The organism is Simplicispira sp. 125 (assembly GCF_003096555.1).
Classification (GTDB): domain Bacteria; phylum Pseudomonadota; class Gammaproteobacteria; order Burkholderiales; family Burkholderiaceae_C; genus Simplicispira.
Map to the genome: position 1 here is coordinate 2,904,874 of NZ_QEKM01000001.1, position 26,560 is coordinate 2,931,433.

At 61.7% G+C, this 26,560-nt stretch carries 21 protein-coding genes and 3 pseudogenes; 9 read left to right on the top strand and 15 right to left on the bottom strand.

What is annotated here, in order from left to right:
• Positions 1–2: 2 nt before the first annotated feature.
• From nadE to istA, 3 genes are read right to left on the bottom strand one after another with little or no spacing between them, the layout of a single operon-like run.
• Entirely contained in the window at positions 3–836 is an 834-nt protein-coding gene (gene nadE, locus C8D04_RS13590) for an ammonia-dependent NAD(+) synthetase (protein ID WP_116005330.1), read from the bottom strand.
• A 56-nt stretch (positions 837–892) separates the two neighbouring features.
• Positions 893–1,696, bottom strand: a complete 804-nt coding sequence (gene istB, locus C8D04_RS13595) for an IS21-like element ISThsp10 family helper ATPase IstB (RefSeq protein WP_116005331.1) — start codon at positions 1,694–1,696, stop codon at positions 893–895.
• Positions 1,686–3,212, bottom strand: a complete 1,527-nt coding sequence (gene istA, locus C8D04_RS13600) for an IS21 family transposase (protein WP_116005332.1) — start codon at positions 3,210–3,212, stop codon at positions 1,686–1,688. Before istA ends, istB begins: the two co-directional genes overlap by 11 nt.
• A 324-nt stretch (positions 3,213–3,536) precedes the next feature.
• On the opposite strand from istA, the gene C8D04_RS13605 reads away from it, so the two are divergent.
• From C8D04_RS13605 to C8D04_RS13620, 4 genes are read left to right on the top strand one after another with little or no spacing between them, the layout of a single operon-like run.
• Positions 3,537–3,770 carry a hypothetical protein gene (locus tag C8D04_RS13605; protein WP_347708426.1) on the top strand — a complete coding sequence of 78 codons (234 nt, stop codon included), beginning with the start codon at positions 3,537–3,539 and terminating at the stop codon, positions 3,768–3,770.
• A complete protein-coding gene (locus C8D04_RS13610) occupies positions 3,767–5,197 on the top strand; it encodes a TolC family protein (RefSeq protein WP_116005333.1) in 1,431 nt (476 codons plus the stop codon). Before C8D04_RS13605 ends, C8D04_RS13610 begins: the two co-directional genes overlap by 4 nt.
• Before the next feature lie 18 nt (positions 5,198–5,215).
• Positions 5,216–6,628 (top strand): copper oxidase, encoded by a 1,413-nt coding sequence (locus C8D04_RS13615; protein ID WP_116005334.1) that lies wholly within the window; start codon positions 5,216–5,218, stop codon positions 6,626–6,628.
• 35 nt (positions 6,629–6,663) lie between these two features.
• On the top strand, positions 6,664–7,143 hold the full coding sequence (locus C8D04_RS13620; protein WP_116005335.1) for a cupredoxin family protein: 480 nt from the start codon (positions 6,664–6,666) through the stop codon (positions 7,141–7,143).
• 60 nt (positions 7,144–7,203) lie between these two features.
• Here C8D04_RS13620 and C8D04_RS13625 read toward each other — a convergent pair whose 3' ends face one another.
• On the bottom strand, positions 7,204–7,863 hold the full coding sequence (locus C8D04_RS13625; RefSeq protein ID WP_116005336.1) for a DUF6629 family protein: 660 nt from the start codon (positions 7,861–7,863) through the stop codon (positions 7,204–7,206).
• A 232-nt stretch (positions 7,864–8,095) separates the two neighbouring features.
• Here C8D04_RS13625 and C8D04_RS13630 point away from each other — a divergent pair, with 232 nt between their 5' ends.
• Positions 8,096–9,370, top strand: coding sequence for a DUF4010 domain-containing protein (locus tag C8D04_RS13630; protein WP_116005337.1), 1,275 nt, complete (start codon positions 8,096–8,098; stop codon positions 9,368–9,370).
• A gap of 47 nt (positions 9,371–9,417) precedes the next feature.
• Here C8D04_RS13630 and C8D04_RS13635 read toward each other — a convergent pair whose 3' ends face one another.
• From C8D04_RS13635 to C8D04_RS13665, 7 genes and pseudogenes are all read right to left on the bottom strand, one after another.
• The gene (locus C8D04_RS13635; protein WP_116005338.1) at positions 9,418–9,837 is read right to left on the bottom strand and encodes a hypothetical protein; all 420 of its coding nucleotides are present in this window, start codon (positions 9,835–9,837) and stop codon (positions 9,418–9,420) included.
• A 168-nt stretch (positions 9,838–10,005) separates the two neighbouring features.
• Positions 10,006–11,631: a hypothetical protein gene (locus tag C8D04_RS13640; protein WP_116005339.1), complete on the bottom strand. Its 1,626-nt coding sequence runs from the start codon at positions 11,629–11,631 to the stop codon at positions 10,006–10,008.
• A gap of 252 nt (positions 11,632–11,883) precedes the next feature.
• A complete protein-coding gene (locus C8D04_RS13645; RefSeq protein WP_116005340.1) occupies positions 11,884–12,783 on the bottom strand; it encodes a ribose-phosphate pyrophosphokinase in 900 nt (299 codons plus the stop codon).
• Positions 12,780–14,309, bottom strand: coding sequence for a thymidine phosphorylase family protein (locus C8D04_RS13650; protein ID WP_116005341.1), 1,530 nt, complete (start codon positions 14,307–14,309; stop codon positions 12,780–12,782). Before C8D04_RS13650 ends, C8D04_RS13645 begins: the two co-directional genes overlap by 4 nt.
• Positions 14,306–15,664 carry an MBL fold metallo-hydrolase gene (locus C8D04_RS13655; protein WP_116005342.1) on the bottom strand — a complete coding sequence of 453 codons (1,359 nt, stop codon included), beginning with the start codon at positions 15,662–15,664 and terminating at the stop codon, positions 14,306–14,308. The genes C8D04_RS13650 and C8D04_RS13655 overlap by 4 nt, the downstream gene beginning before the upstream one ends.
• Before the next feature lie 14 nt (positions 15,665–15,678).
• On the bottom strand, positions 15,679–18,105 hold the full coding sequence (locus C8D04_RS13660; RefSeq protein WP_116006196.1) for a xylulose 5-phosphate 3-epimerase: 2,427 nt from the start codon (positions 18,103–18,105) through the stop codon (positions 15,679–15,681).
• 276 nt (positions 18,106–18,381) lie between these two features.
• A pseudogene (locus C8D04_RS13665) lies at positions 18,382–18,843 on the bottom strand (IS3 family transposase); the annotation flags it as partial.
• 145 nt (positions 18,844–18,988) lie between these two features.
• Here C8D04_RS13665 and C8D04_RS13670 point away from each other — a divergent pair.
• Positions 18,989–21,904: a Tn3 family transposase gene (locus C8D04_RS13670; protein WP_116006189.1), complete on the top strand. Its 2,916-nt coding sequence runs from the start codon at positions 18,989–18,991 to the stop codon at positions 21,902–21,904.
• A gap of 143 nt (positions 21,905–22,047) precedes the next feature.
• Here C8D04_RS13670 and C8D04_RS13675 read toward each other — a convergent pair.
• Positions 22,048–22,467 (bottom strand): annotated as a pseudogene (locus tag C8D04_RS13675) (type I restriction-modification system subunit M N-terminal domain-containing protein); the annotation flags it as partial.
• Positions 22,468–22,805: 338 nt separating this feature from the next.
• Positions 22,806–23,258 carry an HAD domain-containing protein gene (locus C8D04_RS13680; RefSeq protein ID WP_116005343.1) on the bottom strand — a complete coding sequence of 151 codons (453 nt, stop codon included), beginning with the start codon at positions 23,256–23,258 and terminating at the stop codon, positions 22,806–22,808.
• Between the two features lie 112 nt (positions 23,259–23,370).
• Here C8D04_RS13680 and C8D04_RS13685 point away from each other — a divergent pair, with 112 nt between their 5' ends.
• Complete coding sequence (locus C8D04_RS13685; protein ID WP_116005344.1) at positions 23,371–23,673, top strand: helix-turn-helix transcriptional regulator; 303 nt, start codon at positions 23,371–23,373, stop codon at positions 23,671–23,673.
• On the opposite strand, the gene C8D04_RS13690 is transcribed toward C8D04_RS13685, so the two are convergent.
• On the bottom strand, positions 23,670–24,104 hold the full coding sequence (locus C8D04_RS13690) for a hypothetical protein (protein ID WP_116005345.1): 435 nt from the start codon (positions 24,102–24,104) through the stop codon (positions 23,670–23,672). The genes C8D04_RS13685 and C8D04_RS13690 overlap by 4 nt on opposite strands.
• Positions 24,105–24,284: 180 nt before the next feature.
• Here C8D04_RS13690 and C8D04_RS13695 point away from each other — a divergent pair, with 180 nt between their 5' ends.
• Together C8D04_RS13695 and C8D04_RS13700 are read left to right on the top strand one after the other, a co-directional pair.
• Positions 24,285–24,728 carry a helix-turn-helix domain-containing protein gene (locus C8D04_RS13695; RefSeq protein WP_116005346.1) on the top strand — a complete coding sequence of 148 codons (444 nt, stop codon included), beginning with the start codon at positions 24,285–24,287 and terminating at the stop codon, positions 24,726–24,728.
• A gap of 259 nt (positions 24,729–24,987) precedes the next feature.
• Positions 24,988–25,401: pseudogene (locus tag C8D04_RS13700) on the top strand (IS3 family transposase); the annotation flags it as partial.
• Positions 25,402–25,798: 397 nt separating this feature from the next.
• Here C8D04_RS13700 and C8D04_RS13705 read toward each other — a convergent pair.
• The gene (locus C8D04_RS13705; RefSeq protein WP_116005347.1) at positions 25,799–26,470 is read right to left on the bottom strand and encodes a transposase; all 672 of its coding nucleotides are present in this window, start codon (positions 26,468–26,470) and stop codon (positions 25,799–25,801) included.
• Positions 26,471–26,560: the final 90 nt, after the last annotated feature.

A 26,560-nucleotide genomic window follows, 5' to 3' on the forward strand; every position in this document is an offset into this window, starting at 1 on the left:
ACTCAAGCCGCGCGCTGGTAAGCCGGGACGGCAGGTAGCGCCCGTTTGTGGGCCGTGCGGCGGTAGGTTTGCAGGATAGCCTCAGCACTGGCCGGGGCGATCTCCCTGCATTCCAGAAAGTCGTCAATCGCGTCGTAACTAACGCCCAGCACTGCCTCATCGGGGCGAAGTGGCCGCATGGTTTCTAAATCGGCAGTGGGAACTTTGTACGCTAGCTTCTCGTCTCCTCCAAGTGCCAAGGCCATTGATCGAACGCGACGCTTTGTGAGACCGCCCAACGGACTCAGGTCGAACCCCCCGTCGCCAAACTTGGTGAAGAAGCCCATCACCGCTTCAGCGGCGTGGTCAGTACCGACCACCAGCCCGCCAGTAGCGCCTGCAACAGCGTACTGGGCGATCATGCGCTGGCGCGCCTTGATGTTGCCGAGTACGAAATCTGCCTGCCACTGGTCATTGAATGTTAGGCCTCCGACCTTCAGCTGCGCGAGCATTGCGTCAGCTGCCGGCTTGATATCTATCGCTAGCGTCTCATCCGGATCGATGAAGGTCAACGCGCGCTGGGCGTCTGCATGGTCGGCCTGCACACCATATGGCAGCCGCATCGCGATGAAGCGGACTGGCATCCCCGAGGAGCGTAACTGCTCCGCCGCGAGCTGGCACAGGCGCCCGGCGACGCTCGAGTCCACCCCCCCGCTAATCCCCAGCACAAAAGATCCTGCGCCGGCGCGGCGCGCGTAGTCCATGAGGAACTGCGTGCGCCTGGTGATCTCTGCAGACACATCGAAGCGCGGATCAATGCGCAGTTCGGCAGCAATGCGATGTTGATTTCCATGCAAAGCTGACCCACCATTTCCATCGAATCTTGACCCACCCTGATTCGTGAACTTCACGCTCACGTTGTGGATAAGTTCTTGGTCGCCTTCTCCTTCTTGGTGGTCTGTGGTGGTTGCTGTGCGGAGCTATTCTTGAACCGGTAGCTGTCATTGCCGGTCTCAAGAATATGGCAGTGATGCGTGAGCCGGTCGAGCAATGCCGTGGTCATCTTGGCATCCCCGAACACACTGGCCCACTCGCTGAAGCTCAGGTTGGTGGTGATCACGACGCTGGTGCGCTCGTAGAGTTTGGACAGCAGGTGGAACAGCAAGGCGCCTCCTGATGCACTGAACGGCAGGTAGCCCAGCTCATCCAGGATCACCAGATCCACATATGCAAGCCGGTGGGCCATCTGCCCTGTCTTGCCTTGGGCCTTCTCTTCTTCCAGCGCATTGACCAACTCTACCGTGGAGAAGAACCGCACCCTTCGGTGATGGTGTTCAATGGCTTGCACTCCGAGGGCTGTGGCAATGTGGGTCTTGCCTGTGCCCGGCCCGCCCACCAGCACCACGTTGTTGGCGTTCTCCAAGAATTCGCAGCGGTGCAGCTGGCGCACCAGTGCTTCGTTCACTTCGCTGTGACTGAAGTCGAAGCCTGCCAAGTCCCTGTATGCGGGGAACCTGGCTACCTTGAGCTGGTAGGCCACCGAGCGCACCTCCCGCTCGGCGGTCTCGGCCTTGAGCAACTGGGACAGGATGGGCTGTGCTGCATCGAAGGCTGGCGCACCTTGCTCAGCCAGTTCCGCAACTGCCTGGGCCATGCCGTGCATCTTGAGCTCGCGCAGCATGATCACGATGGAAGCGATGGCGGGGTCATGACGCATAGCGCACCTCTCTCAATTGGTCATAGCGAAGCACGTTGGCCTGGGGTTCCACAGACAGCTTGAGGGCCTGGGGCGATGTGACCGGTGCTGGAGCGGGCTTGCCGTCCAGCAGCCGGTGCAGCACGTTCAGGATATGGGTCTTGCTGGCAGCCCCAGACTCCAGGGCCAGTTCCACTGCGGCGAGCACGGCCTGCTCGTCGTGATGCAGCACCAGTGCCAGCACCTCCACCATCTCCCGGTCGCCACCGGGCTGCTTCAAGAGGGCGGTCTGCAGCCGTTTGAAGGCCACTGGCAGTTCCTGGAAGGGAGCGCCATTGCGCAATGCCCCGGGCTTGCGCTGCAGCACCGCCAGGTAGTGGCGCCAGTCATAGACGGTCTGCCCAGCGCCATGGTGGTTGCGCTCGATCAGGCGCTGGTGTTCACAGATGATCTGGCCTTCGGCAGCGACCACCAGGCGGTCCGCGTAGACCCGCAGGCTCACAGGCCGGTTGGCATACGGCGCCGGCACGCTGTAGCGATTGCGCTCGAAGTGGACCAAGCAGGTGGGTGAGACGCGCTTGGTGTGCTCCACAAAGCCATCGAAGGGCCGGGGCACAGGCATCAAGGCTGCCCGCTCCTCGGCCCAGACGTCCGCGACGGTGCCAGCCAGCTTGCCATGCTCGATCTCGTGCCACAGCGCCACGCAGCGCTCCTCAAGCCAGGCATTGAGATCGGGCAGGCTTGGGAATGGCGGCACCACCTGCCACAGGCGATGGCGGGCATCGCGCACGTTCTTCTCCACCTGGCCCTTCTCCCAGCCCGAGGCCGGGTTGCAGAACTCGGCCTCGAACAGGAAGTGACTCACCATGGCCGCAAAGCGCGCATTGACGTCGCGCTCCTTGCCACGGCGCACCCGGTCTACAGCGGTGCGCATGTTGTCGTAGATGCCTCGGCGGGGCACACCGCCCAGCACGACGAACGCATGGTTGTGGGTATCGAACAGCATCTCGTGCGTCTGCAGAAGATAGGCGCGCAGGTAGAACGCCCTGCTGTGACTGAGTTTGAAGTGAGCCACCTGCAGCTTGGTGCGCACACCTGCGAGCACTGCCCAGTCCTCGCTCCAATCGAATTGGAACGCCTCGCCGGGGCCGAAGGCCAAAGGCACAAAGGTGCCGCGGCCGGTGGTCTGCTGGGCCACCAGGCGTTGTTCTTGCCAGAGGCGGACAAAGGCCGCGACCCGGTTGTAGGAGCCGGTATAGCCCAGCGCCTGCAGATCGGCGTATATCTGCTTGACGGTACGCCGCTGCTTACGGGATCGGCCAGCTTCCGTCTTGAGCCAGCCCGAGAGCTTCAAGGCAAAGGGATCGAGCTTGGAAGGGCTGACCCGCTTGGCATAGTGCGGCTCGGCCTCGCCTGCGCGCAGGTACTTGCGGATGGTGTTGCGCGAGAGGCCCGTGCGGCGGGCGATCTCCCTGATGGACAGCTGCTCTCGCAGGGCCCAGCGCCTGATGACACTCAGTGTTGCCACGTCTATCACTCCTGGTCTCCTGCTGCTCAACAAAGCAGCAGGTTAGGGTTAGTACGTGGGTCAGATTTAGATGGAAATCCTGGGGGTTAGTGGGTCACTTCTGCGTGGAAATCAACACACTGCGTCTGGCAGGAGGCGCGCCAGCAGATCTCTAGCTTTCTTGTGCATGACAAAGATGTAATGAAACCGTTCCGTCTTTGAAAGCTACGGGCTCGCACAATGACACAAGTCAAAAACATATCGCAAACTATGAAAAATCATCGGCTTTTACGATTTATCTCAAGATACTGGTTGGCTGTTGCGGTAGCCGCGCCATCCCTTGCGTTCGCACAGATGCCAGAGGACGAAACCGAAAAGGTGGACTATCCGCTTTCGTACCGATCGACACTGCTGGACTACGAGGCCTACAAAGATCAATCCGTCCAGCCTTGGAAGGCGGCTAACGACACGGTGGGCGAGATTGGCGGATGGCGCGCCTACGCCAAGGAGATGCGCCAGACGGCACCCACGACCGGGCTGGATCAACCCGCCCGGGACCACGACGCGCACCACGGGGGCAAACAATGAGCCGCCTATTGCACCTGCCCCGCGCAAAAATAGCGATCGCCGTGGCCGCTATTGCGGTGCTGTCTGGCTGCGCCAGCGTGAATCTGGAGCAAAACCTCTCCAGCGCCAACGCAGCGGCAAGCAGTTTCACGGATGGCCAGCTCAACCTGGCCCGTGGCCAGAACGAGCGTGACGCCTTGCGCCAGCGCGCTTCGGATCTGCTGGCCAAGCCGCTCGGACAAACGGATGCCGTGCAACTCGCGCTGGTCAATAGCCCGTCCATGCAGGCCATCGTGGCCCAAAACTGGGCGGACGCTTCAACGGCAGCCCAGTCCGGCCGCATTGCAAACCCTATTTTGAACCTTGAGCGCGTGCGCCTGGGTGATGAGACGGAGATCGGGCGCCTGCTGTCCTTCGGACTGCTGGACCTGCTGACCTTGCCGACGCGCAAAGGCATCGCCGAGCGGCGCATCAAGCAGGCCCAGTTGCGCCTGAGTAGCGATGTGGTGGACCAAGTCACACAGGTGCGACAGTCCTGGGTACGCGCCGTCGCGGCGCAACAAACCCTGACCTACACACAGCAAGTTTTCGCCAGCGCCCAGGCCAGCGCCGAATTGGCCAAGCGCATGCAGGCGGTGGGCAATTTCAACAAGCTCGATCGCGCACGCCAGCAGGCGTTCTATGCCGACACAGCGACCCAACTGGCCAGTGCTCAGCACCAGGTCACGGCGGCCCGTGAGCAACTTGTCCGATTGCTGGGCTTGGACGACGGTCAAGCCCAGCAGCTCAAGTTGCCTGAGCGCCTGCCCGCGCTGCCCAAGGAACCACTGTCTCCAACGGACGCGGGCCGCCAGGCGTCCAAAGGCCGCCTGGACCTGCAAATCGCGAAGGCAGACTATGACGCAGCTGCCCGCGCCCAGGGCTGGAACACGATTGCGACGTTCACGGATATCGAGCTGGGAGTCCGGCGCGACTCGGTCTTCGACGCTGCTGAGAACACCCACTCAACGCGGCGCGGCTTCGAGATCAGCCTGCAGTTACCGATCTTTGACTGGGGTGGCATGCGGCGCAGCGCCATGAACGCTCAGACCCTGGCAGCAGCCAACCGTTTGGAAGCGACTGCTCGCGCGGCGGGGTCGAACCTGCGTGAAAGCTACTCCGCGTACCGCACGGCGTATGACATCGCGCGCCACCACCGCGACGAGGTGATCCCACTGAGAAAAACCATCTCCGAAGAAAACCAGCTTCGCTACAACGGGATGCTGATCAGCGTCTTCGAGTTGCTGGCCGACTCCCGCGACCAGGTGAACTCGGTGATGGCGACTCTGAACGCCGAGCAACAGTTCTGGCAGGCGGACGCCGCACTTCAGGCCTCTCTCATCGGCAAGCCCATCAGCGCCGGTGTCTCCGGCGGTCCAGCCGCTGCGGAGTCTGGCCAAGGTCACTGATCCCCAAAGGAAATCTAAATGAGTTCGAGAAGAGACTTTTTCCGCTTTGCTGGCATTGCCGGCGGGGCCGTGGCTGCAGCAAGTGTGAGCCGGGTGGCGATGGCGGCTTTGCCAGAGCCGGTTTTTCAGACGGGTCCCGACACCATGGCGCCCCTGGTTCCCAATTCCGGGCGGCCGTATAACCCCGTGGTCACGCTCAACGGGTGGACGCTGCCTTGGCGCATGAACCAAGGTGTCAAGGAATTCCATCTCGTAGCAGAACCTGTGGTGCGCGAAATGGCCCCCGGGTTCAAGGCGCACCTTTGGGGTTACAACGGCCAGAGCCCTGGCCCGACCATCGAGGTTGTAGAGGGTGACCGCGTACGCATCTTCGTGACCAACAAGCTGCCCGAGCACACCAGTGTTCACTGGCACGGGCAACGATTGCCCAATGGCATGGACGGAGTCACAGGCCTCACACAGCCTGCCATTCCTGCCGGGAAGACCTTTGTCTACGAGTTCGTGGCGCGGCGCCCGGGCACTTTCATGTACCACCCGCATGGCGACGAAATGGTGCAGCTGGCCATGGGCATGATGGGTTTCTGGATCACCCACCCGAAGACAAAGCATCCGCTCATTGATGAGGTGCAACGAGACTTTTGCTTCCTTCTGAGTGCGTACGACATCGAGCCGGGGGCGGCTACGCCCAAGGTCGCAGAGATGACCAACTTCAACATTTGGGCTTGGAACAGTCGCATCTTCCCCGGTATCGACTCCCTGAATGTGCGTCTGAACGACAAGGTGCGCATTCGGATGGGCAATCTGACGATGACCAACCATCCGATGCATCTGCATGGGCACGAATTCCTGATCACGGGTACTGATGGCGGTCCTACCCCAAAAAGCACTCGCATGTATGAGGTGACAACCGATATGGCCGTGGGCCAGATGCGCCAGATCGAGTTTTTGGCCGACGAGGAAGGCGATTGGGCTTTTCATTGCCACAAGAGCCACCACACGATGAACGCCATGGGGCACGACCTTCCCACGTTGATCGGTGTGGACCACCGTGAAGTAGGGAAAAAAATCAACAGCCTTATCCCGGACTACATGGTGATGGGCGAGCGGGGGATGGGGGACATGACCGAAATGGAGATGCCGATTCCTGACAACACGATCCCGATGATGACCGGTGACGGTCCTTTTGGCTCGGTAGAGATGGGCGGAATGTTCAGCGTTGTCAAGGTCCGACGAGACCAAAAACCGGGCGATTACACCAACCCCGGCTGGTACAAACATCCACAGGGGACTGTTGCCTACGAGTACACCGGGCCCGTGGCCGAGCCGGCACGCTTCAAGGCCGAGGGAGGCCAGTCCATGCCGCGCAAAAACAGGTCCGCAACGGACACGGTTGTCAAAGTCAAAAAGCCTTCGTCCCATGGCGGGCACTAACAACGATTTCCACAATTTCACTCCACGAGGTATCTATGAAACGCACTCTTTCGTTGATCGCAGCTTCCGCCCTCGCTGCTCTATCTTTGAGCAGCTTTGCAGCTGGCAGCCACGGCGGTGGCCACGGCAGCGATGAATCCGCCATTGGTCAGCCCGGCAAGGTCAGCAAGGTCAGCCGCACCATCCATGTCGACATGGCCGACACCATGCGCTATGCGCCTGCAGCAATTTCCGTCAAACAGGGCGAGACCATCAAGTTCGTGATCAAGAACAGCGGCCAGGTCAAGCACGAGTTCAGCCTGGGGACCGATGCCGAAATCAAGGAACACTACGAGGCCATGAAGAAATTCCCGGATATGGAACATGACGAGCCCAGCAAGGTGTCTCTCGCCCCGGGCAAGCAAGGCGAGATCATCTGGCAGTTCACGAAGGCTGGCGAAGTCAAGTTTGCCTGTCTCTACCCGGGCCACTACGACGCAGGCATGAAGGGCCAGGTCACAGTGGTCAAGAAGTAAACGGGAACATCTCCACGCGATTGAATCGCCCCGGTTTTGAACTGACTCGACGGCGAACAGTCATCGAGCGTTCTCCACCAAGGCAGAGGTTTCGCCTCGCGCGGCGATCAGATGCAGTGCAACAACGATGCTCATTGCCGCCGCGAAGAAGCACCAGACGGAGATGAACCAGTGGGCGTAGAAGGCGTACGCCGCTACGGCCGACCCGAGGCAAAGCACGCCGAACAGTTTGACCCAGCGGTGGCTTGAAAGAATCAGGCTTACGGTCGTCGCCGTCAGATAAAGGCCCATGGAGGCTGCGATGTAGAAATGTGGGGATGCGTAGTCGATATGGCCTCCAACCGGGGTGGCGACGATGGGGTAGGCAAACATCGCGTACAGCAGGTATGCCCCGACCCCGAGCCCGGCGAGGCAGATGACGGCCAGGACGCGTCGCCGGTTGCGGTCAGGCTCGATCAGCCATGCCACAACAGGCACGTATACGGGCCAGAGCACGTGCGAGAAGAAGGAATACAGCTGTGTCGCCGCTGCTGTCACCGCGTCAATGCCCCAGCCGAAGTTGAGCCAGACCACGCCTTCTGTAAGCTGCTGGATGGCAAACAGCAGTGGGATCGCCGCATAAGCCCGCTCTCCACCGGTACGGGCCATGCGCGTGGTCATCATGCCCACGCCCAAGAGGAAAGTACCGGCTGTCAGGCTGGCGGTCGCTGAAAAGCACATCGATAAGGAACTCCGTGAAATCGTGGGAAGCATGCACACCATGCCAACGATCTGAGCCAGCCACCCCAAGTGCCCTCTAGATCCATGTTGATCTTCGACAGGCGGGACAAGGCGTGCATGGCCAAACGAGGGGCTGCGCGCGATGATAATGGCAGTGCTTGAATCCCGTTCGCGTGACATTGACTGACTGTGCTGCGCAACCTGGACAATGGCAGCCGACACTTCACCATCAATGAACCCGGATCTCATCAAACTTGGAAGCGCCGCACAAGCGTTGGGCGGCGCGCTCGGCGTGGGGCTGCTGGTGGGGCTGGAGCGCGGCTGGCGCGACCGCGATTTGCCCGAGGGCGGTCGCGTCGCGGGGCTGCGAACATTCGCCCTCATCGGCTTGCTGGGCGGGCTTCTCGCTCTGCTCTCCTCAAACCCCGAGCTACTTCTTGCCGCCGGCCTGCTCGGCATCGTCCTGCTGTTTGCCGTTTCCTTCAGGCGTGCATCGGAGGCCTCCGGCACCCTCAGCATCACGACAGCTGTCGCAGCAATGGCCACCTTCTGTCTGGGCGCTTTGGCCGCAAGCGGTCAGGCCATCCTCGCCGTGGGGGCGGCCGTGGTCGTCGCGTTGCTGCTCGATCTGAAACCAGTGCTGCACCGCTGGCTGCGCCTGATCCAGCCGGCCGAACTGAATGCCCTCCTGCAAATGGGCGTGCTCACCGCCGTGGTGCTGCCGCTGCTCCCGGACCGGGGCTATGGGCCCTACGCTGCCCTCAACCCCTACCAGCTGTGGTTCGCAGTGGTCCTGATCGCGGGGCTGTCGCTGCTCGGCCACGTGGCGGTGCGGCTCAAGGGGGAGCAACAGGGGTTGCTCTGGACGGGACTGCTGGGCGGCCTCGCGTCTTCCACCGCTGCGACGCTGGCGCTTGCTCGGACCGCAAGGAACCAACCAGGCTGGCATGTGCCCGTGGCCGCGGCGATCGTCGCTGCCTGCGGCGTGATGTTCCTGCGTATGGCCGTGGTCGTCGCCGTCCTGCAGCCCAGTCTCGCGCCTCGCATGGGCCTGTTCCTGGTGCTGCTCGCCGCGGCGGCGTTCCTCTTTGCGGGATGGCAATGGCGCCGCCGGCAAGCCAGCGGTCCGGCCACACAGCAGGCCTCGCGCCGCCTCTTCGACCTGCCCACGGCGCTCGGATTCGGCGTCGTGCTCGGCGTGGTAGCCGTGGCTGCCCGGGCCGCGCGCGAGGCCCTTGGCACGGCCGGCGTGTACGCCGTCGCATTCGTCTCCGGTCTGGCTGACGTGGATGCCATCCTGGTCTCCAGCGTGCAGATGCTGGCGCAGGGCGACCTCCCGGCTGCCACTACTGCCATCGCCATCCTACTTGCCGTCTCTGCCAACATGCTCACCAAGGCGACCCTCGCCTGGACCATTGCCGGCCGCGCGGTGGGTGTCCGGGTGGCGGCGGGCTATGTGGTGATAGCCCTCGTCGGCTTGGCGGCGGCAGCTTTCCAGGCGCTCTGAACCCTATTCCGCGAACGGCTGCGCCACTATGGTTGCTGCTTGGCCGCTTAGTTCGGGCCGCCCTTCAGGTCCTCATCGCGGGTAAGCGGCGCGGCTGGCGCAGATGTTTCTCCCGAGATACCCATCGCCTCAGCGTTGCTGCCAGACCGCTCAGCCCGACGGGGCACACGGACCCTGGTCCGGTCCCGCCCAATCGTCACGTACTCGTATTCCTTCGATTCGGACGGGGACGCTTGATCTTGCGGTTGCAGGTCGGGCGAGCCCGAGCTATCGGCCGGGCGGTCGAGGTGGGTCTTGATGCGGTCCCTACCGATATATACGTAGCGGTGCTGATGCGGCTCGGAAACCGCCGACTCCTGCAGCTGCCTGGGCTGGGGCTCGGGACCACCGTGTGACAGGGTGGCTTGGGCGAACGCACTTGCGGAGAATGTGAACAGGGCAACGGCGAGGATGTTGGCGGAAGTCATGGAAAGCTCCTTGGATTACGGTTTGTATATTGCGAAAAATATTCTTGGCTGGCTTGTGAGCAGCAGCTGTGCCCGCCCCCCGAAACGACATATTCGGGCTTACCATCGTGGGAAGGTCAAGCGGCTTCAACTCCGCTCGGTTATTTTGGGGCGCCGTTCGATGCCTGCTCACGACAGCAGCAGTTCCTGCATTCGTCTACGCTCCGCAGGAGTCGGCCACGCGCTGTCCCCTGGGGCAACCTCCAAATTGAAGTGCCCCTCGCCGTCGAAGCGAACGAGCCCATAGGTCTCGTTGACCACCGCCCCCGGTTCCCCGCCGGCCTGGAGCCGGACATACCAGTCCGCTAGGCGCAGCGTACGGTCCGCCAACATCGGTGCCAAGGCCTGACCCCGGGCGAGCGCCACATACAACACATGCGGCAAGGCATGCACCTCGCCCTCCTCGTCGAGCAGGAACACGTAAGAGGCAAATTCGCCGTCCGCTTCGCCCATTCCGCGGCCGGATGCATCCACCGTGGTGTAAACGGGAGCAAATCCGCTGCCCGGCTGGCGGAAGTTCGTGGTTTGCCCTTGGTACACGCGTGCCGCGACCCACTGCACGCCTCCCGCATAGGCATAGCCGCGCAAATCGAACTTCATGGACTGCGATCCTCCCTCATTCGGAATGACGCGCTCGCCGGGAGGCACAAAGGCCTGTGCCACATAGGCTCCCGCCATGATCTCCTCCCAGACTCGGCGCGTGAGCTTGTCCCCCCGGTACGCGGCGCGGCTACCGAAGCCCGCCGCTGGCTTGAAGAACAGGCTCCGGCGCGCCGCCCACAGCCTGTCGCCATGCGCTGCATCGACCACTTCGGTGCGCGGCACGTTCGCCAGCAGCACCAGCCGGTCGTCGTCCGCAACGCCCAAGGCCCGCAGCGCAGCGTCGTCACTGAACAACGCCAGACGTCGTTTGTCGGCGTAGAGCGCGTGCGCTTGGGGATGGGGCGTGAGAACTGCCGCCTGCTCTTGCCACGCCTGCCGCAACACGGCGTTAGCAGGCAGATCCAAATAGAAATCCGTGACTCGGTTGTAAACCATGTCTATAGCCAGCTCGCCGTGCCAGAGCCTGCCGTGGCGGCATGCCAGTTCAGACGGATCGGCAATGACGGCCTGCAGTCCATGGCGCTCGAAAAGCTGCCGGAATAGCAGGAATTCTGGATACAGGTATTGCTGCTGCGGTGCCTCGTCCACGATTGCAATCGACGCGAGCGGCCGAGAGTGGCCCGCCAGTCGCCACTCACGGCGAAACATGTTTACAAGCCGTTGTTCGAATGTTGTGACGCTGGCGCCGTCGGGTGCCATTGCCTGCACAGCCTGGCAGCAGCGGCGCTGAGCGCGAGCCAGCACTGCATTCAACATCGCACCACCCGCATTCGTGTTAATTTCGATCAGGCCGAGACGGTCCCGATCCAGATGGAAGTCATAGCCGAAGAACACACCCTGCGCGCCACCTGCGCCAATGTGCGCAATGGCTGGGGCATCCGCCAGAACCTGTTCCCGGTACGCCGGGAGTGCCACTACCGCCTCGATGGCCCGCACGACGTTTGCCATGCGCTCCAGCGGGGGCCGTGCGACAAAGACTGGTTGCGCGGCAAACAAGTAAGGGCATCGCTCCCGCACCAACTGCGACAAGCTCGGGGAGCCGAGCTCGGCGTCGAGCGCGGCCGCCAGCGCCGCTGGATCCAGGCTAAGGCAGAAGCAATCGCGGTTGAGACGCTCGAACGGGGTCAGCTCGCAGTTTGATGTGTGGTGCATTGAGAAAGAGGGTCTAAGCAGTCGATGAAATGGGTAGAGCGCCTCATCATTGAGCCGGTCCCACGCTCGCAGTTCGCGCCAGGTTTCCTGAGCGACTAGACGGTCGCCGTCAGCGGTACCGCAGCTCCCCCAAGCCATCAGACCCCGTGCAGCCAAGCCCAACTTGTCACGAAGAAAAAGCCTGGGCGTTCGATGCGCGCCAAGCGCGTGATGAATTGACCGGTGCATGCTGAAATAAGCGTCTTGATCCGGCTATCCCGACACGCTGCCTACTCGCGCACGAACGGCCTGGGCCACGTCGCCCATTACGTCGATGCCGTTGCTCGGATGCGGCAGCGTATTGCAGGTCACCACGCTGGCCGCGCCGGCGTCCTCAAGCAGCTGCATTGCATCTAGGGCGAACACCGCATGCACGCCGATGCACACGGGATCGTTCTTGAACACCGATCGCACCTGCCGCACAGCCACAGCCATCGTGCGTGCACTGGAGATGATGTCGTCGATCAGCACAGGACGGCGGCCTGCGTGTGCCTCGACCTTGGGTACGCTGATCTCGACACTACGGTCACCGAGCCTGCGCTTGGACAGGACAATGAATGGACAGCCGACGCGAGCAGCTACGTCGCTGGCCCACTGCTCGCTTTCTGAATCTGGGCCAACGATCACCGGCTCTGGGACGTGGGCGGCCACCCAGCGCGCGATCGCAGGTGCACTGGCCACGTTCTCGGCCGGAATCGAGTACACCTCGTCGAGCGAGGCGCGGCGATGCAGGTGCGGATCAACCGTCACCAGCCAATCGAACGCCTGCGACAAGAAGCGAGCGAAGGTCACGGAAGTTACGGCCTCGCCTGGCTGGAAGCGCTTGTCCTGGCGCATATAGGGCAAGTAGGGAGTAACAATACCGACCCGGCTGGCGCCCAGTTCACGGGCGGTCTGCGCCAGGTACCACAGGCGCAGCGCCTGCGGATCTGGGTCGCGCAGGGATGCAACGACCACAACGTCCTTACCAGAGAGATCGTCGTGCAGCCGCAGGTAGGACTCGCCGTCGGGGAAGTGACGCGCCTCCACTCGGCCGACCAGGGCCTGCAGGTGCACCGCGAGATCGGCCGCCGCCTGCTCGGCGCCAGGTGCGGGAAGAATGATCATGTTCATGCTGTTTCCTTGATGGTGACCAGCCCCTGCTGGCGGTTTGCATAGGACTGCGCGTACTCCAGCTCTCCGGTGGTCTGGGCATGAACGTGGAACAGCGGCTGGCCGCGCGCGATCCGATCCCCGAGCTTCACTTCCAGCGTGATGCCTGCGGCCGGCGCCCCTGGCGCTCCTGCCAACTTGGCAACCATCGCCAGCTTCCGGTTGTCGACGGCGGTAACCACGCCCGCTACACCGGCAAGGCACGGTCGCATGTGCGGTGCCACGGGCGGCTGGCGCAGGCCACCCTGCGCCTCGCAGATGGCAACAAACTGGGTCCAGGCCTGCCCGCTGTCCAGCGCCTGCTGCGCAAGCAAATAGCCCGCACCGGGGCCGGCTTTTCCGCCCATCTCCAGAAGGTGTCCGGCGAGCAGCAACGCCCGCTCGCGCAGATCTGCCGGAGCTGCAGAGCCCCTTTGCAGGACGGCGAGGACATCCCGCGCCTCTAGGGCGGGACCGACGCCTCGACCGACAGGCTGCGTGCCGTCGGTGCGGACGACACGCAATTGCAAGCCTACCGCCTCGCCGACATGCTTCAGGAGGTCGCCGAGTTCATCTGCCGCTTGTTCGGATCGAACCTTGGCCGTCGGGCCGACCGGAATATCGATCAGCACGCGCTCCGACCCCGCCGCTGCCTTTTTAGACAACACAGAGGCGACCAGTTGCGCGGCGCCATCGAGGTCGAGCGGACGCGAGACACGGATCAACACGTCGTCCGCCGGGCTCAGCTGCACGGAGCCTCCCCAGACGATGCAACCGCCGACCTTCTCGACCACCCGGCGCATGGCCTGCAGATCCAGGTTGACTGGCGCCAGGGTTTCCATGGTGTCCGCGGTACCCGCCGGAGAGGTAATGGCCCGGGAGGACGTCTTGGGCATGACCAGACCGCAGGCGGTGACGATGGCCACCACCAGCGGCGTCGTCCGGTTGCCAGGCAGCCCCCCAACGCAATGCTTGTCCATCACCGGCGAGAATGGCCAGTGCAGCCGCTCGCCGACGTCGATCATGGCGCGGGTGAGGGCGACCGTCTCCTCGTGCGACATCCGGCCACCCGCCGTGGCGGTGACGAAGGACGCCAGGTGCAGGTCGGACAACCGGCCAGCTGCCACATCGAGCATGATGGTTTTGAGCTTCTCATAGTCCAGCGGCGCACCATAGGTTTTGCCGCGGATATGCCGCTCGGATTCGAGCACCGGGGGATGGCGGATAGCGAGCATCTCGCCCCCAGAGAGGCCGAGAGCCCGCCAGGCAGGCTCCGACAGGCCCGCTTCTCCGTGGCCTAGCCATTCAGCGGCCACGTGGTGCACAGTGGCGATGACCGTTCGACCATCCCATTCGATCTCCACGCGCGTCTGGGCCTCGAACCCTTCCGAACGGCAGATTTCGCAGTCGACCCGCATGTAGACAACCGGCGACTGGTACGTGAGGATCCCCGCGCGGCGTGCGATCAGCCCCGCGCCATGCGGCAGATGGGCAGCCAGCGCGTTCATCCCAGCTCCACGGCTTGCATATGCTCCGGGACAGTGCATGCCCCGCCATGCTGTTCCTGGATGGCGAGGCGTAAGCTGTCGGCAGCGACAGACTCGCCGTGGGTGACAAACACCCGCTTGGGCGGCTGCGGCATCCGTCCCACCCAGCGCAGCAGCTCCTCCCGGTCAGCATGTGCGGACAAGGAGCCCAGGCTAGCGACTTCCGCGCGAACGGGAACGTAGTCGCCGTGAATCTTGATCTGCTTTGCGCCGTTAACGAGCGCTGCGCCACGTGTCCCGGCAGCCTGATAGCCGGCCAGCAGGATGGTGTTGCGCGGGTTCGGTGCCATCGCCTTCAGGTGGTGCACTACGCGCCCGCCGGTGGCCATGCCGCTGGCCGAAATGATGACGGCGGGATAGCGCATGTCGTTCAGCTTGCGCGACTCCTCCACAGAGTTCACCACCTTGGCTGCGGTGCACATCATCCGGCACTGGTCGGGCGTCAACCGGTGCTGCGAACGGTGTTTGTGGTACAGCTCCGTCGTATCGGCGGCCATCGGGCTATTAAGGAAAGCCGGCAGGTCTGGAATGCGGCCTTCGCGCTTCAGGGTGGCCAGCACGTACATGAGTGACTGCGCTCGTCCGACCGCAAAGGCGGGGACGATGACCACACCTCCGCGCGCTGCAGTGCGGTTGATCACCTCTGCAAAAGCAGTGGCGGGATCTTCCTTCTCATGCGATCGGTCGCCATAGGTCGATTCCATGACGACGTAGTCCGCCGCAGGCGGTGACTCCGGCGGCCGCATGACGACGTCCTCGTCGCGCCCAAGGTCGCCCGAAAACAGCAACGACCCTGAACCCCACTGCACATGAACGCTGGCGGCACCAAGGATGTGGCCGGCGAGCGAGAAACGCATTCGCAGCCCCTCGACCGGCTCGAACTCGGCGTCGAACTGCTGAGGCTGGAACAGGCGCAAGGTCTTGCGGGCGTCCTGTTCCGTGTAAAGAGGCAGGGCCGGACTGTGCTTCGAGAAACCGCGACGATTGGCGTAGAGCGCATCTTCCTCCTGCAGGTGCCCCGAATCCGGCAGCAGCAACGCGCAGAGGTCGCGCGTGGCTTCGGTGCAAAACACCGGGCCTCTGAACCCCTGGCGCGCCAGTGCGGGCAGGTAACCACTATGGTCGATGTGCGCGTGGGTGAGCACGACAGCATCGATCGTCTCAGGCTGCAGCGGGAAGACATCCCAGTTGCGCAGCCGCAGCTGCTTCAAGCCCTGGAACAGCCCGCAGTCGACCAGCACGCGCTTGCCCCCGTGCTCCAGCAGGTATTTCGATCCGGTGACAGTGCCCGCGGCACCCAGGAAAGTAATTCGCATATTGTTCCTTTCGATCAGTAAGAACTCATGATGATCCGGGGATCGCCGCTGCCTCGGACAGCCTGCAATTCCGGCGCGTCGAGCAGCCGTTCCACTTCCAGACCTGCCGCTTTCGATGCGGCACAAACCGCGTGGGCCCATGTCGTTCGGTTCGCGAACAGCATGCCTGCAACGTCCAGCGTCCCGCCGCGGCTCACGTACCCGAGCACGCGAGTCGTTTGCGCGCCGGTGTCAAGGGGCCGCAGTAAACCAACCAGAGCTTCCGGACGTGTATGCGTGAGGAAGATGCGCACATCCTGCGTAGCAGGGAAAAGTGCACCGGTCGCTGCACTCTGGTGCGCAGCCTCGCGGGCGTCCCGACCGACGCGGAAACGCCCGGGCTCGATGATGTAGTTCACGGCAGCCGCGACGCCGCGCTGCTCCAGCCTTTCGGCGGCCTTGAGAGCCTCACCCAGCTGGTAGGCACCGACAGCAGTGAACAGAATGCGTGCCTGGGGTGCGGGTCGGATGCACAGGGCGCCATCGCGCACCAAACGCGCAGCTTCTTGCGCAGAGAACCAGACCGGCAACGCCCTCTTCGGCACGACCATCGTCCAGAACTGGCCGTGCGTCTGGTAGGCGGCCTGCAAGGCGACTTGGGCCGTGTTCCAGTCCGGCGGGTACAGGACACGGGAGACGTCGCTCATCTCGCCCTGCAGCGTCTCGCCGAACGAAGGATCCTGGTGTGACTGCTCGTTCTTGCCGTTCTCCCACGTGTGAGAAGTAGCCACCACCACCACCGACACCCAGCCGGGGGGACGCCCTGCATCCGCAAGTTGGCGGGCAAACAAGATTTCCTGCCGAAGAGCGCCCAGCATCTTGGCTGCGAAGGCCTCATAGGAAACGACCAGATTGAGCCCCCCCTTGTTGGCGAGGGCCGCACTGACCACAGCCTCCTCGTTGAGGGCGGTGACCACGGACCCGCTAATGGACTCGGCCACGCCCTGCTCCGGCGCCACGACGCGGTGCTTGAGCAGGTCGAGCGTGCGGCCCATGCGGTTGCTGCGCAGCTCGTCCGGGTTACCAACCCGCACCCGCAGCTGCGGGTTGGCGGCCACCAGCGCCGTGAACGCCTGGTCGATCCCCTCCATCGGCGAGCATTCGCGCTCACCGGGCGCGAGCGACGCAAGAGGTGGAAGAGACGGGAATGGCACGTTGCGTGTGGCGAAGGCGTGATCCCGTTCGCGCACCCGACGCTGCTCATCATGCCGATTCAAAACCGCTGCGGCGGAGCTTAGGTCTTCGCGTGAGACCCACAACGCCTTCGACCCCTCTTCGAAGAGCGCGCGAGCCCCCGCGTCAACCCGGGGGTTGGCACCGAGCGGAAGGTTGTGCGCATCGTTGGAACCAGCGCCGGGAAAGCCGTAGCCTTTCGGGGCTTCCGCAATGGTGTAGTGCAACGGTACCGGGTAGCCGCCGGCACCCGTGCGGATGGCCTCGGTGCAGGCATCGAGGCGATCCTCCATCGTGAAGATCGCCCAGGCAAAAGCTGCCGGGTCGGTGCCGTCGATCTCCATCGGGTCAAAGCCGTTCAGGCGCAGGTGGTCTTTCAGCCACTGCACGCCGCCCTGCTGTTGCAGTGTGCTGCGCTGCTCGATGCGACGGCCATTGAGGATCATGATCGGCGCCACGTGGCCGCTGTCCTCGGCGCGCCACCAGCGGGGCGCCCAGTCGCTGCCCCGTTGCTCCTCAAAGGCGCCGTCGCTCAGGAAGGCCACCAGGCGCTCGCCCGGCAGCGGGATGTGGACGTACTGCAGCTCGGCGAACCCGAGATAGCCGCCCTCGGAGATGCCACCGGCTGTACTAGCGTTGACATGGCTGCCCAGCGGGGATTCCGGCCGCCCATCGGGCCCGATGGCATAGGAATAGAAATCGCCCACGAAGCGCGTCAGGCCGGCATCGCTTACGTCGTATCGCTGCGCCTGGACCGGCAGCATGTTGCCCACCAGCAGATTCACTGCCTCCACGCCAGCGACGCTGTGGCCCTGCCCCATGATCCAGCCGCGCGTATGGCCGGTCAACGAGTTCGCCGCCAGGTAGCCGGCGTAGGCAGGCACCATGTTGAGCGACCCACCGGTATGACCCTCAGGCGTTTGCTTGTACTCGTCGGGTTGCAGAGGGGCACCGTCCCACCGTACCCGCTGGGCGTAGGTCATATGAACTGTCAGCCACATGGCCGCCGACGCGACGCAGTCTGCGGCGCGTAGGAGGTGATAGACGTCCGCTGGCGAAGCGGCCCGGCATTGCGCCACCAGCAGCTGCGCCATCTCGAAGATGCGCAACTGTGTCTGTGGTGAGTGCTGGATCACACCGTATCCGGCGGCCCACTGCGCGAACGCTGCGTCGGCCTCGCGGTGCAGACGGGCGCGATGCGTTAGGAGATGGTTTCGATGGTCTTGCATGTGCATCCGTTCGTGATCTGCTGTTATGCAGCGCCCGGTTCGCGCGGGGGCTTCCCGGTACCCCATCCGCGGTTGAAAGGTTGGCTAGCAGGAGCGCCCCGGTGTGTTTGTCGGGTTGGGAGTGATCCATAAATTTCGTCGCCGCTGGGGTAGATTAACGGCGCAAATCCTCGTCTACTTGAGTTGCATCAATTAAAATCCGACGAAATTTGTATATGACAGATTTGTAATCAAGCCGCGTCCTGCCACGAAATATGCTTTCCACCAGGGATTCCTGCTGACCCGGTTATGGTCGCGCAGGACGGTCTGCCACTCGTGGCCGGAGAACTGGCAGTCCTGATCGGAATGGACCATGATCGGCGCATGCGGCTGGCGGTGCCATAGTGCCATGAGCAGTGCATCGAGGGACTAGGCTCGTGTCAATGCGGCTGCCCATAGGCCAGCCCACTACTTGGCGCGAGAACAGATCAACCACAGCCGCCAGGTACAGCCAGCCTTCGTGGGTTCGGATGTAGGTGATGTCGGTGACCCAGGACTGGTTAGGCTCGGCTACCTTGACTGGCGCTGCAGGTGATTTGGCGCAACCACTGCGGGCTTGCCCCCTCGCATCCCAGGCCTGTGGCCGCAGCCCGTCTACGAGCGCAGGCCTTCGAGTTTGAGCAACCGCGCCACGCGATGCTTGCCGCAGCGCTCGCCCAGGTCGCACATGTCCAGCGTGAGCTTGCTGTAGCCGAAGACGGGGTCCCCTCGTTTTCAGTGCAATAACTGGCGGTACGCAAACCCAGCACTGGCGCGGGGGTGGTGTTGGTAGATCGTTGATTCTGTTGGCTTTCCTGTTCACTTCTCAAACGGGTATCGTGGCCTCCCACTAATGGGGTTCACGATGCAGGACTGGCAAACGACGTTTTTGGGGATGCGTGAGCTGCCCCGCGATATCAGTGACTTCGAGATGAAGGCGTTTTTCACCTTCGATGGTGCAGAGCGCGAGGCAATCAATGCGCGCCGGGGTGACGCCCACAAGCTCGGTCTGGCGCTGCATATCGGGTTTTTGCGCATGAGTGGCCGCCTGCTGTATGCCTTTCGGGTGGTTCCCGTCGCCCTGTGGCGCCACTTGAGCGAGGAACTTGGCATTGCCACCCCTGATGTGGCTTCGCTGCGCACGCTGTACGGGCGGGAGAAGACACTGTTCGATCACCAGCAAGTAGCGTGCACGGCCCTTGGTTTTCGGTGGATGAGCGAGCACCAACGCCGCTCCCTGGTGCGTGAACTGCGGGACGAAGTGGCCCGTTGCGCCGACCGCGATCAACTGCTCGGGAGGGCCCGCCAATGGCTGTACAAGAATAAGCTGGTGATCGTGCACGAGCGGGCCATCCGGACTTTGATTGCGAGCGCACTCACCCAGCTCGAAGCGGAGACAGGTGCTGCAATCGCCGCCAGCGTCGATCCGGCAACCCTTGATCGGTGGCGAACCTCGGTTGCAGAGCTGCGCCCAGATGGACAAACCCAACAAAGCTGGCTGTGGTCGGCGCCGGCCAAGCACTCAACCCGCCAAATCAGCGAGGTACTTGAACGCATCGATCTGCTGTACGAGCTGGACGTTCATAAACACCTGACCGACATCCCCGATCTCATCTTGCGCCGTTACGCGCGCCGACTAGTCTCTCGGCCGCCGTCTGCCGGCGCCAAGATCAAGGAACCCGCGCGCACCGTGGAGGTCGCCTGCTTTCTGCGGTATTGCCTGTTCACCACCACGGACCAGTTGATTTTGATGGTGCAGCGCCGGATTGCCGATCTGTGGCGCCAGACCGCTGCCGAGGTCCCCGCCACCGTCAACTGGGCGGCGATGTACAAAACGCTACTGGCCGAACTCGTGGCCTTGAGCGCCCAGGGCGCTGTGCCGGACGCCGAGCTGCGCGCACGGCTTGAAGCCTTGGTCATCGAAACCCAGAAACGCAAGCCACCCAGTCGGGCCTCCCTTGTGCGCGAAGGATTGATTGATGTCATTCGCCCCGTACGCTCACTGCTTGTGGCAATTGCAAAGCTTCCATGGCAAGCCACCGGAGAGCATCCCACCATCGACGCCCTGACGAAATTGAGCGCCTATTACGCCAGTAACATCAGAAAGTTGCCGGATGGCGTTGTCGCGCCAGGCCTGGGGAAGGTCTGGCAAGCCGCCATATCCAGCCCAGACCGGGAACGGGCGTTTCGGGCATTGGAGGTTGCCACCTTGTTTGCCCTGCGCCGCGCGGTGCGCAATGGATCGGTCTGGATCGAGCACAGCTTGAGTTTTAGGGGCCGTGCACGCCTGTTCTTCACGGACGAACGTTGGAAGGACGAGTCCAAGAAGCACTATGCCCGTCTGTCGCTGCCCGGCAAGGCGGCCACCTTTCTGAAGCCATTGTTGGCCAAGGTAACTGCAGGTGTCGATGCTGTGGCTGCGGCGGCACGCAGTGGCGTACTGCGCGTCGACGATGAACTCCACCTCTCAGTTTTACCCGCCGAAGACGAAGACCCCGAAGTCACCAAGCTACGGGCGGCTTTGGATCACCGCATCGGCGAAGTGCAATTGCCTGAAGTGATTCTGGCCGTTGACGCCCAGGTGCGCTTCAGCTGGATCATGCTCGGCCGTGAACCACGGTCAACAGCGGAACTGCTGATGGTCTATGCCGGCATCATGGCCCACGGCACCAGTCTGACAGCCATCGAATGCGCGCGCATGATTCCGCAGTTGTCTGCCACCAGCATCCGCCAGGCCATGCGCTGGGCACGGGACGAACGCCGTCTGAGTCAGGCTTGCCAGGCGGTGCTGGAGTTTATGCAACGCCACCCGATCGCCACCACTTGGGGCCGTTCAGACCTGGCGTCTTCTGACATGATGAGCATGGAGACAACCAAGCGGGTATGGCAGGCCCGGCTTGATCCCCGGCGCAACACGCCCTCCATTGGCATCTACTCCCATGTACGCGACCGCTGGGGAATCTTTCACGCACAGCCCTTCGTGCTCAATGAGCGCCAAGCTGGCGTGGCCATTGAAGGCGTCATACGTCAGGAACGCCTTGAAACCAGCCAACTGGCGGTGGACACCCACGGCTACACCGATTTTGCGATGGCACTGGCCCGGTTGTTGGGCTTTGATCTTTGCCCGCGGTTGAAGGAATTGAAACAACGCCACCTGTTCGTGCCTCGCGGCGCCAAGGTGCCAGCCGAAATAGCTGCGGTGTGCGAGGCCAATGTTGACGTTGCCCTGATCGAAAAGCATTGGGACAGCCTGGTGCATCTGGCGGCTTCGGTCATGAGTGGTCACGCCAGTGCGGTGGCAGCACTGGCGCGGTTTGGCTCTGCTGCCCAGGGTGACCCCATCTATGACGCTGGCGTGCAATTGGGACGTTTGCTGCGAACCGCGTTCCTTGCCGACTACTTTGTTAAGGACGCTTTCAGGAATGAATTGCGCCGGGTGCTCAACCGGGGGGAGGCGGTCAACGCCCTCAAGCGCGCCATTTACACCGGCCGGATCAGCCCGGCACAGGCCAAACGTGTGGACGAAATGCAGGCTGTGGCCGACGCGTTGAGTCTGCTGGCCAACATCGTCATGGCGTGGAACACGTCACAAATGCAGGCTGTTCTGGATCGCTGGTCGAACCGCCGCCAGGCCATTCCGCCGGAACTGATCGGAAAAATTGCTCCCACCAGGCTGGAAAGCATCAACCTGCGAGGCGTGATCCGCTTTCCTGTTGACCGTTATGCCGACCAAATCCTGCCCTCGCGGCAGGGAGCACCGATAACTGGCACCAACGGATGAAACCGATCACGGTTTGACGCCACGAATCCCGGATTTGAAGGTGAACAGGAAAGCCAACAGAATCAACGATCTACCAACACCACCCCCGCGCCAGTGCTGGGTTTGCGTACCGCCAGTTATTGCACTGAAAACGAGGGGACCCCGCCATCGGGCAACTGCGCGCGGGCATAGCGTTTGTCGAGAATGCCTTTGAGCTTTGGGTTCTCGGCCTCGATCAGCGTGAGGGCGTCGTCAATGCGCTTGCCAATGTCGGGCTGCTTGGCGGCATTGCGCAGCGATTCCCATCGTGCACCCTCAGGAACCCAGAAGACGTTGACCTCTTTGTAATAGTCGCGGTCTTCCAGCTCGGCTTCGATGTCGGCAGGATCAGCATCGCCGTAGAAGTATTCGTCGTCTGGGTTGGTGAGACGGGCCGTCAGCTCGGCCCGGCGGGCGGCGAAGGTGTCAGAGATGTATTTGACGAAGATGAGACCGAGCACCAAGTGCTTGTATTCGGCAGCGTCCATGTTGGCGCGCAGCTTGTCGGCGGTGGCCCAGAGGGTTTTTTTTATGTCGTCGAGCATGGGGACTGAGAGAGTGTGGCAGCACAACCCGGCTCAAGAGAGTGGATCGGGCGCATAGAAATCACTCGTCCCATCTTACCGTCACGATCACAGATGGATACAGTTCCTGCGCTCGTTCAACTGTCTTGAAGGCGCAGGGCTTCAAATTGAATGGCAACCTACCTGGCCAACGCTCCCTGGCAACAGCGCTTCACTCGTTTTCTTTGCCGTCGTTCATATTCGACCTGCACATGATCAAAAACGTCGCTCCCAAGGGCATGCTTTTGAAGAGGTCGCACCTGGGGCTTGCTTCGTCTAGACCGTACCGCAGCTCAGTCAATTTCTGATGGTGCACGTCTTCAAAGAAGCTTCAGAAGCCGTGCAACAAGCCGTTCCGCGCTTGTGGTGCATAAACCTGTGCGGCTGTTGGTTAGGAAAAGCGATTTGCAAAACGGCCTGTAAAGCCAGGAACGGTCATCAATCGCAAGCCACGGCTCATTGAGAACCTGATTGGCCCGTCGCCACGCATGGCATTCGGCTTCCCGCTCGTAACCAACTAGCGTAGGCGGAACGTCGCGAAGATAGCAGTATTGGGGGGTAACTCCCACGAGCTTGGCAGCCACATTGGGCCCCAGTTTTTCTCGAAGACGCTCTACTGGAATTTGCAGCCTCCAAGTAGTCGCGATCACCAGCTTGCAGTCGGGAACCTGGCTGAGAACGCTCTCAAACACGGGTAAGCAGCTAAAGTGTTTTGACTCATGGCAATGCTCCGGATGTAGAACACCGTCGAAATCCAGAAACACGATAGGCATTGGGCGACATCCAAGGGAAGACTCCTGATGCGGAGAATTTTCTTACGACGGGATTTGCAATGAGACTAGTTGGTCGTGGTCTTATTGGTCTCATTGGGCGGAAATCGGGAGTATGTCTTCCCGAAAACAACTCCGACCCAAAGCTGACTTTGGTCGCGCGCTTCAAGTGTTGCGCGCTGCACGGGGTGTGACTCAGGAAGACATGCTTTTTGCGACGAGCCGACGGCACATCAGCCGCGTTGAACAAGGCCACCAAGTGCCGAGTATCCGAACCATAGAAGGGTTGGCTGAGAGTTTGCAGATCCATCCTATGACGCTGATCGCGACAGCGTATTGCCAAGGTTTGGAGTCGGCATCGTTCGACGAAATCATCGAGATCGTGAAGGCCGACCTCCAAGCTTTGACCTTAGGTTAGGCGGGGCGAGGTGACTGGGCGGGTTCGACGTCGTTCTGAGTAAGAACACGCAGGCTTTCCATCAGTTCAGCGCCAGTGGGGCCATCCTTACGATGCAGAATCCGGCTCACGATCTCTCTGTCAATAGTGATGCTTAGAAGAGTCATCGCCTCATGCAATGTGCTCATCGCGACATCAAAGCCCTTACTCACTCGCTCGGCGCCGGCCTCCGACAGCAGCAACAAACTGATCGGTAGGGCTGCGCTGCCAGGCCCCCGGTTATCGTCCCAGCCCTTGCCTGCGAGCAAATCCCGCAGTTGCTCTGAGACCAGTAGCAGATGCTGATCATCTAGAGCATCAGGTAAGACTGATTTCCACCCTCGCGAGTTGATGAGGCCTGCCAGTTCAGGCTCTCCAAATGTTCCAAGAGTAGTTTTTTCCACACGCAGCATATTGGTTGTTCGAGAAATGTGAGACTATTTGGTCCCATTCGGAACCGGGGAGCGCGAAGATAACCGAGCTCCAAGGCGTTATTTCGCTCGTAGCGTTGCCACTGGCGAATGGAATGCATCCGGTTGCCCCGCTGCATAACTTTGGCAACCATTCAGTTGCTTTCCAGGAATCCGTGAAAATTGAAAAGCCGTCTGGATTTCACTCGCTTGGCAGAACTTGATCGGCAGTTTTGCGAATTCGCGAAGCTGCATCGCGATGTCACACCGAGGTGCGGCTGGGTGAAGACCATCCGCCTCGCCCTAGGCATGAGTTCAACGGCCCTTGGGACACGTACCGGAATGACGGCCCAAGGCGTGCGCAAGCTGGAACAGGCAGAAGCAAATCAAAGTATCTCTTTGAAAACGCTGGCCAAGCTCGCCGATGGCTTGGACTGCGAGGTGCGTTACATACTCCTTCCCCGAAGCAGTTTGCTCGACCAGGTTCTCAAACAGTCGAGAGAAATCCACGGCACCCAGTTGCCGACCTCTATCAATGGCACTACTGAAATGCTGCTGGACACGAAGGATCTCGGTGCACTCTCAGCGCTGTTTGCTAATGTGAATAAGCGTGGGTTCTGGTTGTAGGCTTCTGTCCAGGCTGGAGTTTTTTTCAGCACAAACTCTCTCACACTCCCTTGTAGGCCCGCAGGACGGCGTGGGCTGTCTGAGCAGCATAGGTTTTCAATGCTGGAAGCAAGTTATTCACAATCGCTGGGCCGCGAATAGTTATCCACAATGAGTTACTGAAAATTCACTCAGAGAGAGACGCGACCAGTGGTCAGGACCAGTGGTCATACTGTGAGCGGTACTGGACTACCTGGTCGAAAGAACTGGATTACGCATCGACGGGATGGTGGTGAGCTGGACCATCGGCACGAGTCCGGATGCAGAGCTGGTCAACACCATGCTGGATGCAGCCATCGAGACCGTCACAGAGACAAGCGATCGACCAGTGGTCCACTCAGACCGCGGAGGTCACTACCGCTGGCCTGGCTGGCTATCCAGAATGAGCGAGGCCAAGCTCACCCGCTCGATGTCCCGCAAGGCCTGCTCGCCTGACAACGCAGCGTGCGAGGGCTTCTTCGGTCGGTTGAAGAATGAACTGTTCTATCCTCGGGACTGGAAGAGCGTCACAGTTGAGCAGTTCATTGAGGTGCTCGACGACTACATCCGTTGGTACAACGAGAAGCGGATCAAGATCTCCCTGGGGGCCCTCAGCCCGATCGAATACCGGGTGAGCCTTGGACTTGCGGCATAAAACCAGTCCAAATTTTTATCCGCACCCCCACACTGTCAAGATTCAATCGGCGCCAACAAAGTAGGTCCAACTTCGGGGGGGGCAATTCAAACCTGGGGCGATTCAAGCCGATGCTCACGACAACGCCCAAACTGATTCGCGCCTGCTATTGGCTTTCGCGCCGTTCGGTCCGATGTAGAAAGCGGCATTGCGCCATCGCTAGGGAAAATCTTCACGAATCGGTTCTGACTGTGTCAGGTTGATGCCTGAACTAAAACAGCACGGACGTTGAGCAGTTACGCGCGTGCAGCGAGCTCTGCGAGCTCTGCCCGGGGGCTATTCACCCCCCGATCCAGTGGCATCACGCCCCTTGCACGCGCACCTGTCCCATGCAGGACATCAGCTTGTGCCTTGCCAATTACAGATTGCCCAGCGCAAACAGCGTGACGATCTGCGCCGTGTTCTTCTTGAGCCCCCGGTAGCGCACCTTCACATATCCAAACTGTTGCTTGATTGCCCTGAACGGGTGTTCCACCTTGGCCCGGATGCTGGCCTTGGTGCGCTCCAATTGGGCGATCAACGCCTCCAGCGGCTTGTCCTTGTCCAAAGACCGGCGCAAGCTTGGGCTCAGGGCCACATGCCAGTGCACGGTTGGTTTGGCATCAGGTCGCTTGTCCACCCCTTGGTAGCCCGCGTCGCCACGGACCTGCAGCAGTGCATTGACCGTGGCAAGGATCAGATCAGCCAGCTTGTGGCGCTCCAGCAGATGCCTAAAGGGCAGGATGCTCGATTCGCTGGGGATGTACTCGTCCCAATGGGACAGGCCTGCAAAGCCGCGAAAGGCTGGCACATCGTGCAGGGCTTCTTGCATCGCTGGATCGCTGAACTTGAACCATTGCTGCATGAAATGGATGCGCAGCAGGGTCTGCACTGCAAAGGGCTGCTGGCCCCGGCGCCCGCTCTCGGGGGCGTAGGAATCTATCAGCGAGACCAGTTCTGTCCAGGGCATCACCACTTCCATCGCATCAAGGAATTCACGCTTGCGCGTGCGCTTGGTGGTGTTGTTCAGGCCCAGACTGCTTTGCTTCATGTGCTTATTGTCTGGGCTTTGCCCATGTTCAAGCACGTCACGCGGGGATTCGTGCAGATGGCATGGACGTCTCCACCTACACCCCGTTGG